The organism is Sphingomonas endophytica, from assembly GCF_001476895.1.
Lineage (GTDB): Bacteria > Pseudomonadota > Alphaproteobacteria > Sphingomonadales > Sphingomonadaceae > Sphingomonas > Sphingomonas endophytica_A.
Genome location: NZ_LDTB01000080.1, coordinates 1 through 16,687, shown reverse-complemented (window position 1 = coordinate 16,687; position 16,687 = coordinate 1). Strand labels below are relative to the sequence as shown.

Here is a 16,687-nt window from a genome sequence, read left to right as displayed (position 1 = left end):
TGACCCCTCGATTTCGGGCCAGCGGTTCGTGGGCGGGCTGGTCGGCCTGGTTGCCGAGCGCGGCCGGCCTGGCATGATCGTCAGCGATAACGGCACCGAGCTGACCTCGACCGCGGTGCTGGTCTGGTCGGGCGAGGCAAAGGTGGAGTGGCACTACATCGCGCCGGGCCGCCCCATGCAGAACGGCTATGTCGAGAGCTTCAACGGGCGCATGCGCGACGAGCTGCTCAACGAGACCCTGTTCCTCAGCCTCGCGCATGCCCGCGCCGTGGTCCGGGCATGGGCCGACGACTACAACACCGAGCGGCCGCACTCCGCGCTCGGCTACGCCACCCCGGCGGCCTTCGCCTCCGAGATCGAGAAGCAACGGCCTGGACGCGTCCAGGCCGTTGCTTCGGATGCGCTCGCGCGCCACAACAACCGCCGGTCTCTGGTCCCGGCTGGATGAAACCCGGGGGTCACGTCACGACGCTGCGACGGGTGCCCGGCCCGGTCGGGCGCCGACGTTGATGCGGACGATGCCGGACGGTTCGAAGCGGCCAGTCAAGTTCGACGGCATTCAGGGCGATTACGTGATCGACCGGAAGTGGTCTGTGGTTGATAGGCCTCGGGCGCGCGCCCAGATATTGCGCCAGTTGCAGGTGCTGGCAGAACATCGCTTGATCGGGACACGGGAGGTTCCAACGCCTGTTCAGAAGGTCAAGGCGTTGAAGCTACTCAAGCAGATGAGCATCACGAATATCCACGTAAAGGTCGTCAAGCCATGATTGCCATGCAGGTTGCGAGCTTGATCGCGGAGTATGTCGTGTTCCTCGAACTTACCGACGAGGATGAGTTGAATCCTGATACCGCCGTGAAGATGATGGAGGCTCTCGGCGGCCATCTCGAAGAATTCGACAAGGATTTTCTTCGCGAACTGGTTGATGCATTTCCGGTTATAGCGGAGGCATATAGCGGTGAAGCGCAAGAGGTGGTGCGCAATATCACTTATGGTTTTTACCTTGAAGAGGCGCTTGCAGTCGACGATCCGGTGAGACTGGCCGAGTTGGAAGCGCTGCGCGACGCGAGGGACTGAGCGCCGGCTGGAGTTTCAGGACAGCGTGACCATGGCCTCGTCCATCTCTATCATCGGCGACTGATCGAAAGCTGCTAATGATCTGAGTGCTCGGTTTTGTCCCCTGAAGCCTTCGAGATCGCAGCGCGTCGCGCCGCGATTGCGGACCAGCGTCGCGAGGCTATGGCGCAGGAGGTACGGCCGCCATTCGCGACCGGTCGACATCTCGAGTTCGGTCACTCGAGGCGATAATCGGCGATCGCGTCCGTCAGCAGATACGCGCTGGCCTGCGCGATCGGCTGCGGAAGTACCCACCTCTCACCCTTGCCGCCCGCGCGGGTAACGGCGGTCAGGACGGCGGTGGTCAGTGGCCCGGAGGCGAGCTTCGCCCAAGCGTTCGAGCGCAAAGGCGACGAACAGGGCGACGACGAACACCCGCCACAACACGGCGCGATGGGCGTCGATGGCCGCCATCCAGTCGGTCATGCCGGGCCGTCCGTGTCCTGCCCCGGTGCAGGCACAACCTCGAGGATCACGTCGCCGGCTTCAAGGCGGTTCGCCCCGGGTTCCCAGAAGCCGATCATGGTGCCGCCACGATAGATGCGGTGACCAAGCCCTGTCGTGATCGCGCGCAATGGGGTGCCGATCTCCTCCGCCGTGACGCACCGCTCCCGCAGCGCGACGCGGCCATCGGTCGCCGCCAGATCGGCCATGTAATCAGCGAGGTGGACGCCGTGCGTCGATCCGGCGAGGAGCAATCCGGCAAAGCTCGCCGGGTTGATGACGGTATCGGCGCCGGCCTGCCGGGCGATGGCTTCGTTATCGAGCGACCGGATCACCACGCTGATCGGCAATGCCGGTGCGATGCGGCGCGCCGTCAGGACGATCAGGATCGAGGTGTCGTCGCGCCCCGCCGCCACGATCAGCGCGCGCGCCGTGCCGACCCGAACCGCCTGTAACGCGGCGTCGCGCGTGGCGTTGCCTTCCATGACGGCGACGTCGAGCGCCTCGGCATTGCGCAGGGCGGCGGGGCTTTCGTCGATGACGACGATCGTATCCGGGTGTGCGCCCCGACGGACCAATTCGCTGGCCGCTTCCGATCCGCTGTTACCGAAGCCGGCGATCACGACATGGTCGCGCAACTGGCGCTGGATCACCGACATGCGCCACCGTTCCCACACGCGCTTGAGCAGAAAGTCATAGGCGGTCCCCAGGAAGATGAGCCACACGAACAACCGGATCGGCGTCACGACAAAGGTGTCGAACATCCGCGACTGCTGGGTGACCGGCACGATATCGCCATAGCCCACGGTCGTAACCGTGATCATGGTGAAGTAGAGAATGTCCGCAAAGGTGACGGGCTCACCCGACGATTGGCGCAGCCCTTCACGGTCGAACCAGTGGACGGCCAGCGCGACGCCGATCAGCGCCAGTGCCAGCAGCGCGCGCCACGACAGCGCCAGCCACACCGGCGTACGGCTCCGGCGGTACAAATGGTAATCCGGTGTCCGATGGCCGATGTCCACGGGGCGAGCGTCAGCTGTTCGCGGTCGACGCGGGGGTTTCCCGCTTCGGCGCTTCGAACGTCGCCCAATCGCCCTTCTCGCCCGGCCGGGGTGGCGGACCGGCGATACCGATAGGTTCGTTGGCGGCGCCCGTTCGCGCCCGATGCAGATGGACCTTGGCGATCATGTTGGCCGAGATCGGCGCGGTGATGAAAAGGAACAGCGAGATCAGCAATTCGTGCGCGGTCCATATCCCGAGCCGTGTCTGAAAATAGACCACGGAGGCGATCAGCAGCGCGCCAAGCCCTAAGGTCGTCGCCTTGGTCGGGCCGTGCAGCCGCTCCATCGTCGTGGGCAGGCGGACCAGTCCCCAACTGCCGATCAGCGCGAACCCCGCCCCCAGCAGCAGCAGCGAGACGATGACGATATCGGCGATGGCGCTCATTCCACGATGTCTCCGCGCAGGATGAACTTGCAATAGGCGATGGTGCTGACGAACCCGACCATGGCGAGCAGCAACGCAGCCTCGAAATAAGTATCGTTGCCGCCGATCATGCCGATCAGCACGATCAGGGCGATGGCGTTGATGACCATCGTGTCGAGCGCGACGATCCGGTCGCCGAGCGCCGGCCCGCGTAGCAGCCGCCACAGGTTCAGCACCAGGGCGAGTGCGATGCAGCCCGCGGCGATGTGGAGCGCAATGGCGATCATACGAAAATCCGTTGCAGGCGCGCCTGGTAGCGCGTCTTGATCCGGGCGACCTCCGCGGCATCGTCGGCGACATCGAGGGCGTGGACCAGCAGGTAACGGCCATCCGCCGACACGTCGGATGACACGGTGCCCGGCGTCAGGCTGATCGTGCCGGCCAGCATCGTGATCGCCTCCGGCGTGGTCAGTTCGATGGGCACGATCAACCAGCGGGCACGCAGATCGCGATTGCGCCGGAACAGGATCAGCCGCGCGACCTGGAAATTGGCGACGACGATGTCGAACACCACGATCGCCAGATAGGTCAGGAAGGCACGGCCGAAGCGCATCCGGGGGCGGTCGGGCCAGAACGGCTGGGTGAACTTCGGCAGGATCAGCGCGAAGAAGCCGCCCAGCACGATGCCGCCCATGGTGATGGTGTTCGCCATCAGCAGCCAGACGATCAGCAGCATCGCGGACAGCGCGGGATGGGGCAGCAGCCGCTTCATCGCGTCGCCCCCAATATCGCCGTGACATAGCGTTCGGGCGCCACGATCTGCGCCGCCGTCGCACGTGTTTGCGCTGTCACCCAACCGGCCGTGACGGTCAGCACCGCCAGCAGGGCGAGAAGAACAACCGGGGCAACGAACTCGGCGCGCGACCGGCTGGCGCCTGCAATGGCGGGGGTGGCCGGCGGGGCTTCCTTCCAGAACAGGGTCGAGCCGCCGCGCGAAAAGCCGATGACGCCGACCAACGTCGTCACGAGGATCGTCGTCCAGACCACTTGCCAACCCGGCAGGGCAAAGCTGGCATCGAGGATCAGCAGCTTGCCCACGAAGCCCGCCAGCGGCGGCAGCCCGACCGCTGCGATCGCCGCGACCAGGTATAGCAGCCCCGCACCATCCTGCCCGGCGAAGCGCGGGCTGGGGACGATCGCATCGGCATATTGGCCCCGCCGCCGCATCGTCACGTCGGCGACGAGAAACAGCGCGGCCCCGGCCAGCGTCGCCTGTACCAGATAATAGAGCGCGGCGGCCAACGTCGCCTCCCGCCAGAACGACACTGCCATCAGCAGCGTACCGGTCGACGCGAGCACCGCGAACGCCGCCTGTTCGCGCATGCCGCGCGCCACCAGCACCCCGACAAAGCCAAGGATCGCCCCGAGGATCGCCGCCGGCAGCAGATAGGGCGCGGACACCCACGCCGCCGCGCCAGCTTTGGCCCCGAAGATCAGCGGCACGGTGCGGATCATCGCGTAGACGCCGACCTTGGTCATGATCGCGAACAGCGCCGCGACCACCGGCATCGTCGCGGCATAGGTGCGTGGCAGCCAGAGATGGATCGGCACCACCGCCGCCTTCAAGGCGAACACCGTCAGCAACAACAGCCCGGCAACGCGCAGCAGTCCCTGATCCTGCGCCCCCAGCGCGGCGACCTTCACCGCCAGATCCGCCATGTTGAGCGTGCCCGTCAGGCCGTAGAGCAGCCCCAGCGCGATCAGGAACAGCGCCGATCCGACGATGTTGACCACGACATAGGCCACGCCAACCTTCAACCGCAACGCGCCTTGCCCGTGCAGCATCAGTCCATAGGACGCGATCAGCAGCACTTCGAAGAAGACGAACAGGTTGAACAGGTCGCCGGTCAGGAATGCGCCGTTCAGTCCCATCAGCTGGAAATGGAACAGCGGATGGAAATGCCAGCCCCGCTGGTCCGCGCCAGTGACGACGGCATGGGCCAGCACGACGATCCCCAGTACCGCTGCCAGCACCAGCATCATCGCGGCCAGCCGGTCGAGCATCAGGACGATGCCGAACGGCGCAGGCCACGCGCCCAGCGCATAGCTGCGGATCGCATCGTCCTGCGCCATCACGAACAGCGCGATGCCCGCGACCAGCATCGCGATACCCCCGCCCAGCGACACGGCCAGCGCGAAGGCGCGATGACGTCGCATCAGCAGCAGGGCGACCGGCGCGGTCACCGCCGGCAGGACGATCGGCGCGACGAGGAGATGGTCGGCAAGCGTCATGCCTCACCCTCCGTTTCGGGTTCGGCCAGGCCGTCGACCTGATCCGATCCGCTTTCGAGGAAGCTGCGCAGCGACAGGATGACCGTCAGCGCGGTCATGCCGAAGGTGATGACGATCGCGGTCAGGACCAGCGCCTGCGGCAGCGGATCGGCATGGTCGGCCACCCCCTTGGCATAGAGCGGCGGGCGATCGACGATCAGCCGCCCGATCGCGAACAGGAACAGGTTGACCGCATAGGACAGCAACGTCAGCCCCAGCACGACCTGAAACGTCCGCCCGCGCAGGGCGAGGTAGATGCCGCCGGCGACCAGCACGCCGATGGCGGACGCGACCAGAAACTCCAGACTCATGATGCGTCCTCGCCATCATGCCTGGCCGCCCGCTGCGCGACATGGGCGAGTTGTTCGAGCGCCATCATCACCGCGCCGACGACGACGCAGGCGACGCCCAGATCGAAGAGCATCGCCGTCGCCAGTTCGAACTCGCCGATCAAGGGCAGATGGAAATGGCCGAAGCTGCTCGTCAGGAACGGCGCGCCGAACACCAGCGAGCCGAGCCCCGTCGCGACCGCGATCAGCACGCCGAACCCGATCAGTTGATGCTCACCGATCCGTCGCCGGACATCGGTCCAGTCGAAGCCGGACGCCAGATACTGCAGCAGGATCGCGATGGAGAAGATCAGCGCCGCGATGAAGCCGCCGCCCGGCTGGTTATGCCCGCGCAGGAACACGTACAATCCGACCAGCAGCGCCAGCGGCAACAGCAACCGGGTTGCCATGACGAACATCATCGGGTGACGCTCGGGCGAGAAACGATCCTCCGACCGCCATTCGCGCAGCCGTCGACCGGCCACACCGTGCGCCGCGGGTTCGAGCAGGGCGAAGATCGCAAGGCCAGCAATGCCCAGGACCGTGATCTCCCCCAGCGTGTCAAACGCGCGAAAGTCGACCAGCGTGACGTTGACGACGTTGGTCCCGCCGCCGCCCGAGTAGCTGTTGTCCCAGTGGAAGCGCGAAATCCCCTCATGCACCGGCCGCGTCATGATGGCCCAGGCAAGCCAGCCAGTGCCCAGCCCGCCCGCCACCGCGATCACCCCGTCGCGCAGCCGTCGCGGCATCCTGGAAAGGCGAGGCGGGTTGCCCGGCAACAGGTGCAGCGCCAGCAGCATCAACAGGATCGTCACCACCTCGACCGAAATCTGGGTCAGCGCGAGATCGGGGGCGGAGAGGTGAATGAACGCCAGCGCCATGACGAGGCCGATGACGCTGATGAAGATCAGCGCGAGATACCGCCGCCGGTCGACCGCCACTACGGCCAGAGTCGCGACGACCAGCGCGGCCCAGGCGACGATGGCCGCCAGCGATGCGGGCGTGGTCGGCCGCGCTCCGGCGGCGATGCCGGACCGGAACGTGGCGTCGCTGCCGAGCGCCAGCGCGACGACGAACAGCACCATCAGATAGCGTTGCAGCGACGCGACATGGATCATGCCGGACACGCGCCGCAGCCCGTCGACGATTGCCGTCAGGCTTCGGTCGAACAGGTGCTTGGCATCGGGTGACGGGATGCGGGCAACGGTTTTGGCGATCGTCGGATACCCCCAAAGGGTCAGTATCGCGATTGCGATCGCGCCCACGCTCATCAACAGCGCCGGATTGACGCCATGCCATAATGCGAGATGCAGGTCGGGCGCCGTGCCACCCGTCACTGCCCCGCTGGCGGCTGCGACCAGCGGCCCCGCCAACGTCATCGGCAACAGTCCGAGCGCCAGCGCGACGGCCCCCAATATCGCGGGTGGCCCCAGCAGCAGGGCCCCCGGATCGTGCGGCGCGGCGACATCTCCGGTCCGCCGCGCGCCGAAATGCAGCGCCACCGCATAGCGCAGCGAATAGGCCGCCGACAGCATCGCCGCGATGGTGGCCAGCACCGGCACCAGCATCGCCTGTCCGGCCCATGCGGTATGGGTGCTCTGCTCCAGCATCATCTCCTTGGAAATGAACCCGCCGAGCGGCGGCAACCCCGCCATCGCGGCGGCGGCGAGCACGCCGAGCGTCGCGGTCAGCGGCATGATCGCCGCCAGGCCGCCCAGCCGCCGCATGTCGCGCGTGCCCGTCTCATGATCCACGATACCCGCGTGCATGAACAGCGTCGCCTTGAAGGTCGCGTGGTTGAGGATGTGAAAGACCGCCGCCGTCACCGCCGCGCCCGTCCCGAAGCCGAGCAACATCACCATCAGCCCCAATTGGCTGATCGTCGAATAGGCGAGGATCGCCTTCAGATCGTGGCGAAACAGCGCGACGCCCGCGCCGAACACCATCGTGACCAGGCCGATCGACGCGACGATACCGAACCACAGATCGGTTCCCGCCAGTACCGGCCACAGCCGCGCGAGCAGGAACACCCCCGCCTTCACCATCGTCGCGGAATGGAGATAGGCGCTGACCGGGGTCGGCGCGGCCATCGCGTGCGGCAGCCAGAAGTGAAACGGAAACTGCGCCGACTTGGTGAACGCCCCTGCCAGGATCAGGATCAGGATCGCGGGATAGAGCGGCGAGGCCTGCACCAGATCGGCGCGTGTCAATATCGTCGCCAGATCATAGCTGCCCGCCGCCTTGCCCAGCAGCACCATGCCCGCGATCAAGGCCAGACCGCCGCCGCCGGTGATGGTCAGCGCCATGCGCGCGCCCTGTCGCGCGTCGGCACGGTCGCGCCAGAAACCGATCAGCAGGAAGGACGCCAGGCTGGTCAGCTCCCAGAACACCAGCATCAGCAGCACATTGCCGGACAGGGCGATCCCGACCATCGCACCCTGGAACAGCATCAGGAACGACAGGAACCGCGCCGTCGCCTCGTTCTTCGCCAGATACCCTTGGGCATACACGATGACGAGCAGCCCGATGCCAAGGATCAACCCGGCGAACAGGAGCGCCAGCGGGTCCAGCCACAGGCGGAAATCGAGGCCGAGTGTCGGTAGCCACGCCATGCCTGCGGTCGGCGTCCGGCCGGAAAGCACCGCGTCCGCTTGCGACGACAGAACGGCCAACCCGCCCGCACTGGCGGTCCCCGCGATCAGCATATGGACCCGCCGCGATGCTCGCCGGGTCACCATCAGCAGAACCACCGCGAGGAACGGCATGGAAATGAGGGTCAGCAACGCCACCTGCGATTCCCCGCTACGTGACGATGTGCAAGGCGGCAGGCGGAAAGGTTCGTTCGGGCAAGCCGATACTCCGGGCGCAACGGTTCCACGTTGGCGGCCCGACCAACGTTAGAACCTGCCCGCACCAGCGATCGGCGAGCACCCAAGGTCGATATTGCATGATGGGCAAACGGTTCACAACCCACTCGATCGTCGGGGAAAGCTCAAGTCCGCTGGACCTTGATATCGGCAAGGCGCCACCGCTCCATCTGCGTCAGGACGTCGCTGGCGATCTGGTCGACGGTAAATCCGGATAGATCGCGAAAGCCGGTTTCGCCATTGGTCTGTGCGGTAAGCATCCACCTCAGGCTGCGACGACTCTCAGGTGCATCCAGCGCGGTATAGGCGGCAAGCGGACGCGATCGTGGCGTCAGGCGATAAACGAACGGACGACCATCCGCTGCGGTGATGGTGAGTTCGACCGAGTCCGCGTGCTGTTCCACTTCACTCGCGTTCCAGCCTTCCTTCTCCATCGCCTTTTGCACCGATCGAAGCGCGGGTTCGCCGCTGTCCGCCATCTGTCGCAGGATGTCGGCACGGCGTGCCGGAACCAGCAGGCGCTTGATCCGCTCGCCGATCGACGGCGTATCGCCCGGCAGCATGACGCCCGACAGATCGGCGTTGGTCTGGCGGATCAGGCCGACCGCCAGCAGCAGCATGATGAAGCAAAACGGCAAGGCCGCGAGCAGGGTCGCCGACTGCAACGCGCCAAGCCCGCCAGCGACCAGCAGCAGGGTCGCGGTGACCCCCAGCAGCACGCACCAGTACATGCGCTGCCAGCGCGGCGTTTCCTCTGCCCCTCCGGACGCGAGCGTGTCGATCACCAGCGCGCCGGAATCGGCCGACGTGACGAAGAAGATAGCGACCAGCGCGATCGCCAGGGTCGAGGTGACGCCGGCGGCGGGAAGATATTCGAGGAACTTGAACAGCGCCGTGGACAGGTTCGCCTGCACCGCATCGGCGATGCCGCCGTGCGCGACCCCCAGGTCGAGCGAGATCGCCGTGTTCCCGAACACCGTCATCCACAGGAACGTGAAGGCGGTCGGCACGAACAGCACGCCGATGACGAACTCGCGGATCGTCCGCCCGCGGGAGATGCGGGCAATGAACATGCCGACGAACGGCGACCAGGCGATCCACCACGCCCAATAGAACAGCGTCCAGTCCGCCATCCACGCCCGCGGTTCATAGGCATAGAGGGTAAAGGTCCGCATCACGAAATGATCGAGATACAGCCCGAAATTCTGCACCAACGCCCGCAGCAGGAACAGGGTCGGACCGACCGCCATCACGAACAGCATCAGCAGGACGGCGACGGTCAGGTTCAGTTCCGACAGCCGGCGGATGCCACGGTCCGCTCCGCTCAGCACCGACAGGGTCGCCGCCCCCATCACCACCACGATCACCGCGATCTTCATCATCGTCGTGTCTGGCAGGCCATATTCATAGGCCAGCCCGGCGGTCATCTGCGATACGCCGAAGCCCAGCGAGGTCGATACGCCGAAGACCGTGCCGCAGACCGCGAAAATGTCGATCGCGTCGCCCAGCGGTCCGTCGATCCGTTTGCCCAGGATGGGCGACAGGCCGGACCGCAAGGTCAGCGGCATGTCCTTGCGATAGGTGAAATAGGCGAGACTCAGGCCGACCAACGCATAGATCGCCCACGCATGGACGCCATAATGGTGGAAGGTGATCGCCATCGCCTCCCGCGCGGCGAGGATCGTGCCGCTCGGTGCCTCGGGCGGCGAGATGTAATGCTGGATCGGTTCGGCGACGGCGAAATACATCAGCCCGATTCCCATCCCGGCCGCGAACAGCATTGCCAGCCACGACAGATAGGGAAAGTCCGGCTCGGCATCGTCGGGACCGAGCTTCAGCTTGCCCGCCGGCCCGAAGCCGAGTGTCAGCACGACCACCAGGAAGACGGCAACCGCGGAGATATAGAACCAGCCGAACGTATCGATCGCCCAGCTCTGCGCCGCCTTGAACGCCGCATCGGCGGTCCCGGGCATGGCGAGCGTCGTCACCAGCAGCAGGGCGATGATCGCGGACGCACCCCAGAATACCCGGGGATTGATTTCACTCTTGATCATATCAGCAGGGTAGCACCGGTTGGGACGGATTCGCGAAAAACGGTCGGACAAGGAAGCTGGCGACCGGACGGGTGGCCCCGGTTTCCATGCTATGGTGCCGCAACGCCGTGGTTGCCCCACAGCGTGTGATGAAGGCGCGACAGGTCGGCGATATCTCGATCGCTGGATAGGCCGGTCCGTCCGCGATCGACGGCATCCTGCGCTTCGACGCAACAGTCGGCTTTGGCGCGTTCGTCGATGGCGACCAAGGCGGCCAGCGCTTTCTGAAGACGCAGCCCGACTTCGATCGTACCCGCCCCATCCCGGGCAATGGGGCGAAACACGTCTTCGAGCATATCGGAAAAGGCAAAGGGCGGCACCGTCACGCGCGCGGGCGGCAACCGATCCTTACTTGGCCGATGGCGCAGGGCCGCTGCCAGGACGCGCGTGCCCGCCTCGACCACGGCGATGGCGGTTCCGGGATCGTTGACGGCGGGTGACAAGGCGCGCGCCGCGATCTCCCCCAGCACGACCAGACCGAAGCGCGGATCATGATCGAACGTGCGATGGTGTTCGATCGTGAATGCATCCCGGATCAGGCAGGCCTGATCGTCGTCGATCGTCGCCCTGACCCAGGCCAGTGGTTTGGCCGGATCCACCAGATGACCGGGAATGCAGACGAGATGGATATCCGCGCCGATCGCGTCGGCGACCTCACCGATCTGGGCAAGGTCGACATGGGTGATCCGGCCGATCTTTTCATGGTGGACGACATGGGCGCCGCTCGGCACCGATGCGTTGTCCTCAGCGCCGAAGCGGGGCGGCTGCGTCATCATCCGTACGGCATCGGTCGCCGCGCGCTCGACCCGGTCGATCGTGTCGGACACCCGGCCGAAGCGGGCGATGTGCTGAATCCAGCGCAGGAACGTCACGACGATGAACAGGATGACCAGAATGGTGCCGGCGTAGAGAATGACGCGCCCGGTATTCCCGTAGATGCCGGTCGACAGCGCAATGATGCCGACGATCGCGAACAGGAAACTGCCGAGGAAGGTCGCCAGCGCGTTCTGCGACGTGCTGTCGTCGATCAACAGCTGCACGGCGCGCGGCGTAATGTTGCTGGTTGCGCCAGCATAGGCCTGAACCATCGCGGTCAGCGAGAAGGTGGTCACCGCGAGCATGGAGGATGCGAGAAGGCTGAGAATGCCGTCGACCGACTTCGACCCCACCTTGGCGGCGAAGTCGTACGAAATGGTATGTCCGAGGAACGCGCTGGCCAGCGCCAGCAGCACCGCGAAAACGCAGAACAGCCCGGCACGAAACCACATCTGACGCGTGAGGAGACGAACGGCCCATTGCCATCCCCGCATTACGCCACGGCTCCATCGTTAAGGAAGCGAGCCGTGGGACAAGCCGAAGCGGCGGCGGAAACCGGAGGTGACATGTCGCCGATAACTTATGGCAGGGGGAAATGGCACCGCCGCACCGACAAAATCCGTGCGGCTATGAGCAAGGGGATCGTCGGTCTTGGCCGGTATCGTTTTCAGCAGGGACGATTGTTACCGTTTCAGTCGCAACTGCTGTGGTTCGGGGCCGTGGTTGATGCGCTTGCTGCCTCTCGGCGGGCATCGCGTCTCCCACCCAGCGCCGCGCCGATCATCTCCGACACCGCGAAGCCACGGGCGCATCGCCACTTCACGCGGCCCGCGCGCGCATGCCCGATCAGGCTGGCGAGCGCGTTGACCGTGACGGCGGCAGGGGCCGTCCCGATCGCGGCGTGCGGCGAGCCGACGCCGACGACATAGATCGACAGCGGGACCGCGAGGATCGACCCGCCCCCCGCCGACCAAATCTGGGATCAGACCAATCACGCCGCCCGATGCGAGCGGGGTAACGATGGCGGCGGTGTCCATGACCGTCTCAGGTCGCCGCGCGCCGGTTCCACGGCATGACGCGGAGCAGATTGGCCATGCCGCACCATCCCGTCACGCCGGCGAACATCAGCCCCGCCCCCACGAACGCCGACAGCCCGAAGAAGCCGGGGGCGACGAACAGGCCGAGCAGCACGCCGGTCAACACCAGCGCACCGGCGGTGATCTGCACCTGCCGCATGATCTCCAGCGGCTGCGACCGATCCGCGACGATCGGGTATCCGGCCTGTCGCCACGCTTCGATACCGCCCGCCAGGATATAGGCGGTGGCCTCTCCGGCCGCGGTGCGGAGCTGGACGGCATTGGCAGCGGTGCGCATTCCCGACTTGCAGTGGAAGACGACCGGACGGCCGTCATGCGGCAGGTCGCGGATTCGATCGAGTGGTACGTTCACCGCACCCGGAATGCGCTCACGCGCATGTTCATCGGCCCCGCGAATATCGATCAGTCGTGCACCGGCATCGATCGCGGTGCGGGTGTCGGCGGGGGAAAGGGGCGCAAGCGTCATCGCATCAATCCTTGCAATAGAGTTGGTAGAGGGTGGCGAGCAGCGTTTCGACGCGCGGGTCGGCAATGGCGTACCAAAGCGTCTGGCGCTCCCGCCGGTAGGTGACGAGGCCTTCGTCGCGCATATTCGCGAGGTGCTGCGAACAGGCCGATTGCCACAGGCCGGCCATGTCACTGCACCATGTATTTACGCGATTGCGGATTGCCTTGATCGAGGGAGCCCATGCGCGATCGTGCCACCTGACGGCACGGGGGCATAGCCACGAAAAGGGGAAAGCCAGGGGAGGCCCAAAGCACAACGGCCCCGCATCGCTGCGAGGCCGTTGGAAAACCTGGTGGACGCACTTGGGCTCGAACCAAGGACCCGCTGATTAAGAGTCAGCTGCTCTACCAACTGAGCTATGCGTCCAATCGATCGTTGTGCCGCTCCGCAGAGCCGCTCCCGATCGGGAAGCGCGCCTCTAACAGCGCTTTTCGGATTCGCAAACCCTTTTTTGCGTTTTTTCTTACCATCGTTGCCGCGCGCCCAGTCGCACCGAACGATCGATGCCCATCAGGATGCCCAGCGAGATCAGCACGGTCATCTGCGCCGAGCCGCCGAAACTGACCAATGGCAAGGGGATGCCCACTACCGGCGCCAGACCCATGACCATCATCAGGTTGATCGCCATGTAGAAGAAGATCGTGGTGGCGAGGCCCGCCGCCGCCAGCTTGGCGAAGCGGTCCTCGGCGCGCACGCCGACGTTCACGCCCCAGCGAATCACCAGCAGGAAGGCGATGATGAGGAACGCGCCGCCGGCCAGGCCCCATTCCTCCGCCATCGTCGCGAAGACGAAGTCGGTGTGACCCTCGGGCAGATAGTCGAGGTGGCTCTGCGTGCCTTGCAGGAAGCCCTTGCCGAACAGGCCGCCCGATCCGATCGCGATCTTCGACTGGCTGATGTGATAGCCGGTGCCGAGCGGATCGCTCTCGGGATCGAGGAAGATCAGCACGCGGTGGCGCTGATACTCGTGAAGCACGTAATTGACCGCCAGCGGAATGGCGAGTGCGGCCGCGAGCGCGCCGCCGACGAACAGCCGCAAGGGGATGCCCGCCAGGAACATCACCGTCGCCCCGCCCGCGCAGATCATCAGACCGGTGCCGAGGTCGGGCTGCATCATCACGATCAGCGCGGGCATCCCGATCAGCACGCAGGCCGGCCAGACCGCCTGGAACCGCCGCGTCTCGGCCGCGGGAAGCAGGTCGTAGAAGCGCGCCAGCGCCAGCACGGCGGCCAGCTTCATCATCTCGGACGGCTGGATGCGGATCGGGCCGAACCCCAGCCAGCGCTGGCTGCCGCCGCGCACCGCGCCCAGCAGTTCGACGAGGATCAGCAGGATCAGGAACAGCCCGTAGATCCAGAAAGCCGAGCGTTTCCACCAGTCGAGCGGCACGCGCGACAGCACGACCGATCCGGCCAGGAACACCGCGAAGCGCAGTCCCTGCGGGATCACCCAGGGGCGGATGCTCCCGCCGGCGGCGGAATAGAGGACGATCAGCCCGAACCCGCCGATCGCCATGACCAGCAGGAGCACGCGCCACGGCAGGGTGGCGAGCGGGGCGGGGACGAAACCGCTCATTGCGCGCCGGTCGCCGGCGGCGGCGGGATCGGCGCGGCGCGGCGCTCGGCCTCGGTTTCCGGCTCGGGCGAGCCGGTGCGCGCCACGCCGTCGCCCGCGGCGGTGTCGCGCGCCTCGGCTTCGGCCGTGGCGTTGGAGGCGGCGGTCGCGGCCTCGACGGCGGGGGCGCGCGACGCGGGCGTGTCCTCCTCGTCGGAGGCGACCGGCGGGGCGGGAGCGTGTGCGGCGCGATAGGCGGCGCGTTGCGCGTCCATGCGCGTGGTGATGTCGCCGCCCCAGGTTGGCTCGACCTCGGCCAGGCTCTTCATCGCGCGCTCGCGGTCGAACAGATAGGTCATGATGTCGCGCCCGATCATCGGCGTGTCGAGGTTGCGGATGGTGTGGCCGTTATGCTCCAGCACGATCGCGGCGGCGTAGCGCGGATTGTCATAGGGCGCGAAGCACACGAACAGCGCGTGGTCGCGCAGCTTGAACGGCAATTGCCCGTTCGACAGCACGCCCGAGCGCCGCTCCGCCATCGTGATGCGGCGCACCTGCGCGGTGCCGGTCTTGGCGGCGAGGCCGACACCCGGCACCTGCATCCGCGCCGCGCCGCCGGTGCCACCGCCGTTGACGACGCCATTCATCGCCTCGCGGATCAGGCGGAAATGCTCGGCGTCGATCGGCAGCGCCTCGGCCTGCGGCTTGAACGGGTCGCGGATGATCGTCGGCATCAGGTTGCGCCCCGACGCCATGCGGGCGGCCATGACGGCCAGTTGCAGCGGATTGGCGAGCACATAGCCCTGACCGATCGAGGCGTTGAGCGAATCGGCGACCTTCCAGTCGGTATGGTATTTCCGCCGCTTCCACGCGCTGTCGGGCACGGTGCCGTAGCGCTGGGTGGCGAACGGCAGGTCGAACTTCTGCCCCAGCCCCAGCGCGCGCGCGACCGGCGCGATCCGGTCGTAACCGACGCGGCGCACCATCTCGTAGAAGTAGATGTCGCAGCTTTGCATGATCGCGTTCTTCAGATCGAGCGGGCCATGGCCGTGCCGTTTGTGGCAGTGGAAGACGCCATTGCCGACGCGCATCGCGCCGGAGCAGAACACGCGCTCGTCCGGCCGCACCCCGGCGGCCAGCAAGGCCAGGCCGTTCATCGGCTTCACGGTCGAGCCCGGCGGGTAGAGGCCCTGCGTCACCTTGTTCATGAGCGGCACGTGATCGTCGGCGCTCAGCATCTTCCATTCGAGCTGGCTGATCCCCTCGGAGAAGCTGTTGGGGTCGTAGGCGGGCATCGACACCATCGCCAGCATCTCGCCGTTCTGGCAGTCGAAGACGACCGCCGAGCCGGAGTTGGTGCCCAGCCGTCGCGCGGCATATTCCTGCAGCCCGGCGTCGATCGTCAGGCGCAGCGTCCGCCCCGGCACGTCGGGGCGGGTGGCGAGTTCCTTCACCAGCTTGCCGCGCGCGGTCACCTCGACGCGCTTGGCACCGGCGGTGCCGCGCAGCAGCGGCTCCATCGTCTTTTCCAAGCCATCCTTGCCCAGCTTGAAGCCGGGGGTGACGTAAAGGGGATCGCGGGTCTTCTTATATTGTTCGGCGGTCGCCGCGCCGACATAGCCGATCAGGTGCGCCACCGCCGCGCCCGCCGGATAATGGCGCGCGAAGCCGCGCGTCGGCTGGACGCCCGGCAACTCGGGCTGGCGGACCTGCACCGCCGCGAACCGCTCCCAGTCGATATTCTCGGCGATCTCGACCGGGCGGAAACCCGGCGCGCGCTTCAGGTCGAGGCGGATCCGCTCCAGATCCTCGTCGGTGAGCGACAGCAGCCCCTTCAGATGCGCCAGCACGCGCTCCGGATCCTCCAGCCGGTCGGGGATCACGTCGACGCGGAAATCGGTGCGGTTGCTGGCGATCGGCTGTCCGTGGCGATCGACGATCCAGCCGCGGCGCGGCGGAATCATCGTCATGCTGACGCGATTGCTTTCGGCGAGCAGGTTGTAATGCTCGTTCTGCGCGACCGCGAGATAGCCCATGCGGCCGATCAGCAGCCCGCCCAGCCCGAACTGCCCCGCGCCCAGCAACCAGGCGCGGGGCAGTTCGGGCTG

The 16,687-nt window shown here is 66.4% G+C and carries 19 protein-coding genes and 1 tRNA gene; 3 read left to right on the top strand and 17 right to left on the bottom strand.

What is annotated here, in order from left to right; genetic code table 11:
• From NS334_RS15520 to NS334_RS15510, 3 genes are all read left to right on the top strand, one after another.
• Positions 1 to 448: transposase family protein (locus tag NS334_RS15520; RefSeq protein WP_241491992.1), on the top strand; the 448-nt coding region annotated here is incomplete at its 5' end.
• Positions 449 to 509: 61 nt separating this feature from the next.
• Entirely contained in the window at positions 510 to 767 is a 258-nt protein-coding gene (locus NS334_RS15515; protein ID WP_193753125.1) for a hypothetical protein, read from the top strand.
• Positions 764 to 1,075 carry a hypothetical protein gene (locus NS334_RS15510; protein WP_058756863.1) on the top strand — a complete coding sequence of 104 codons (312 nt, stop codon included), beginning with the start codon at positions 764 to 766 and terminating at the stop codon, positions 1,073 to 1,075. The genes NS334_RS15515 and NS334_RS15510 overlap by 4 nt, the downstream gene beginning before the upstream one ends.
• A 15-nt stretch (positions 1,076 to 1,090) precedes the next feature.
• Here NS334_RS15510 and NS334_RS15505 read toward each other — a convergent pair whose 3' ends face one another.
• The 17 genes from NS334_RS15505 to mrdA form a co-directional block, all read right to left on the bottom strand.
• A complete protein-coding gene (locus NS334_RS15505; protein WP_058756862.1) occupies positions 1,091 to 1,294 on the bottom strand; it encodes a hypothetical protein in 204 nt (67 codons plus the stop codon).
• A 78-nt stretch (positions 1,295 to 1,372) separates the two neighbouring features.
• On the bottom strand, positions 1,373 to 1,540 hold the full coding sequence (locus NS334_RS18730; protein WP_193753124.1) for a hypothetical protein: 168 nt from the start codon (positions 1,538 to 1,540) through the stop codon (positions 1,373 to 1,375).
• Complete coding sequence (locus tag NS334_RS15500; RefSeq protein ID WP_241491991.1) at positions 1,537 to 2,547, bottom strand: potassium channel family protein; 1,011 nt, start codon at positions 2,545 to 2,547, stop codon at positions 1,537 to 1,539. The genes NS334_RS18730 and NS334_RS15500 overlap by 4 nt, the downstream gene beginning before the upstream one ends.
• Before the next feature lie 43 nt (positions 2,548 to 2,590).
• Entirely contained in the window at positions 2,591 to 3,004 is a 414-nt protein-coding gene (locus NS334_RS15495; protein WP_058756860.1) for a Na+/H+ antiporter subunit G, read from the bottom strand.
• A complete protein-coding gene (locus NS334_RS15490; protein ID WP_058756859.1) occupies positions 3,001 to 3,270 on the bottom strand; it encodes a K+/H+ antiporter subunit F in 270 nt (89 codons plus the stop codon). The genes NS334_RS15495 and NS334_RS15490 overlap by 4 nt, the downstream gene beginning before the upstream one ends.
• Positions 3,267 to 3,755 (bottom strand): Na+/H+ antiporter subunit E, encoded by a 489-nt coding sequence (locus NS334_RS15485; protein WP_058756858.1) that lies wholly within the window; start codon positions 3,753 to 3,755, stop codon positions 3,267 to 3,269. Before NS334_RS15485 ends, NS334_RS15490 begins: the two co-directional genes overlap by 4 nt.
• Positions 3,752 to 5,275 carry a monovalent cation/H+ antiporter subunit D gene (locus NS334_RS15480; RefSeq protein ID WP_058756857.1) on the bottom strand — a complete coding sequence of 508 codons (1,524 nt, stop codon included), beginning with the start codon at positions 5,273 to 5,275 and terminating at the stop codon, positions 3,752 to 3,754. The genes NS334_RS15485 and NS334_RS15480 overlap by 4 nt, the downstream gene beginning before the upstream one ends.
• Positions 5,272 to 5,625: a Na+/H+ antiporter subunit C gene (locus NS334_RS15475; RefSeq protein ID WP_193753123.1), complete on the bottom strand. Its 354-nt coding sequence runs from the start codon at positions 5,623 to 5,625 to the stop codon at positions 5,272 to 5,274. The genes NS334_RS15480 and NS334_RS15475 overlap by 4 nt, the downstream gene beginning before the upstream one ends.
• On the bottom strand, positions 5,622 to 8,432 hold the full coding sequence (locus NS334_RS15470) for a monovalent cation/H+ antiporter subunit A (protein ID WP_083500534.1): 2,811 nt from the start codon (positions 8,430 to 8,432) through the stop codon (positions 5,622 to 5,624). The genes NS334_RS15475 and NS334_RS15470 overlap by 4 nt, the downstream gene beginning before the upstream one ends.
• Positions 8,433 to 8,635: 203 nt before the next feature.
• Positions 8,636 to 10,564 carry a BCCT family transporter gene (locus NS334_RS15465; RefSeq protein WP_058756856.1) on the bottom strand — a complete coding sequence of 643 codons (1,929 nt, stop codon included), beginning with the start codon at positions 10,562 to 10,564 and terminating at the stop codon, positions 8,636 to 8,638.
• An 89-nt stretch (positions 10,565 to 10,653) separates the two neighbouring features.
• Complete coding sequence (locus NS334_RS15460; protein WP_058756855.1) at positions 10,654 to 11,871, bottom strand: DUF2254 domain-containing protein; 1,218 nt, start codon at positions 11,869 to 11,871, stop codon at positions 10,654 to 10,656.
• Positions 11,872 to 12,110: 239 nt separating this feature from the next.
• Positions 12,111 to 12,350, bottom strand: coding sequence for a TSUP family transporter (locus NS334_RS19435; RefSeq protein WP_428835063.1), 240 nt, complete (start codon positions 12,348 to 12,350; stop codon positions 12,111 to 12,113).
• A gap of 113 nt (positions 12,351 to 12,463) precedes the next feature.
• Positions 12,464 to 12,982, bottom strand: a complete 519-nt coding sequence (locus NS334_RS15455; protein WP_058756854.1) for a rhodanese family protein — start codon at positions 12,980 to 12,982, stop codon at positions 12,464 to 12,466.
• A gap of 4 nt (positions 12,983 to 12,986) precedes the next feature.
• Positions 12,987 to 13,151: an ArsR/SmtB family transcription factor gene (locus tag NS334_RS18340; protein ID WP_428835062.1), complete on the bottom strand. Its 165-nt coding sequence runs from the start codon at positions 13,149 to 13,151 to the stop codon at positions 12,987 to 12,989.
• 163 nt (positions 13,152 to 13,314) lie between these two features.
• Positions 13,315 to 13,390 (bottom strand) — tRNA-Lys (locus NS334_RS15445).
• Between the two features lie 97 nt (positions 13,391 to 13,487).
• Positions 13,488 to 14,600 carry a rod shape-determining protein RodA gene (gene rodA, locus NS334_RS15440; RefSeq protein ID WP_058756853.1) on the bottom strand — a complete coding sequence of 371 codons (1,113 nt, stop codon included), beginning with the start codon at positions 14,598 to 14,600 and terminating at the stop codon, positions 13,488 to 13,490.
• Positions 14,597 to 16,678, bottom strand: a complete 2,082-nt coding sequence (gene mrdA, locus NS334_RS15435) for a penicillin-binding protein 2 (protein WP_083500535.1) — start codon at positions 16,676 to 16,678, stop codon at positions 14,597 to 14,599. Before mrdA ends, rodA begins: the two co-directional genes overlap by 4 nt.
• Positions 16,679 to 16,687 lie beyond the last annotated feature (9 nt).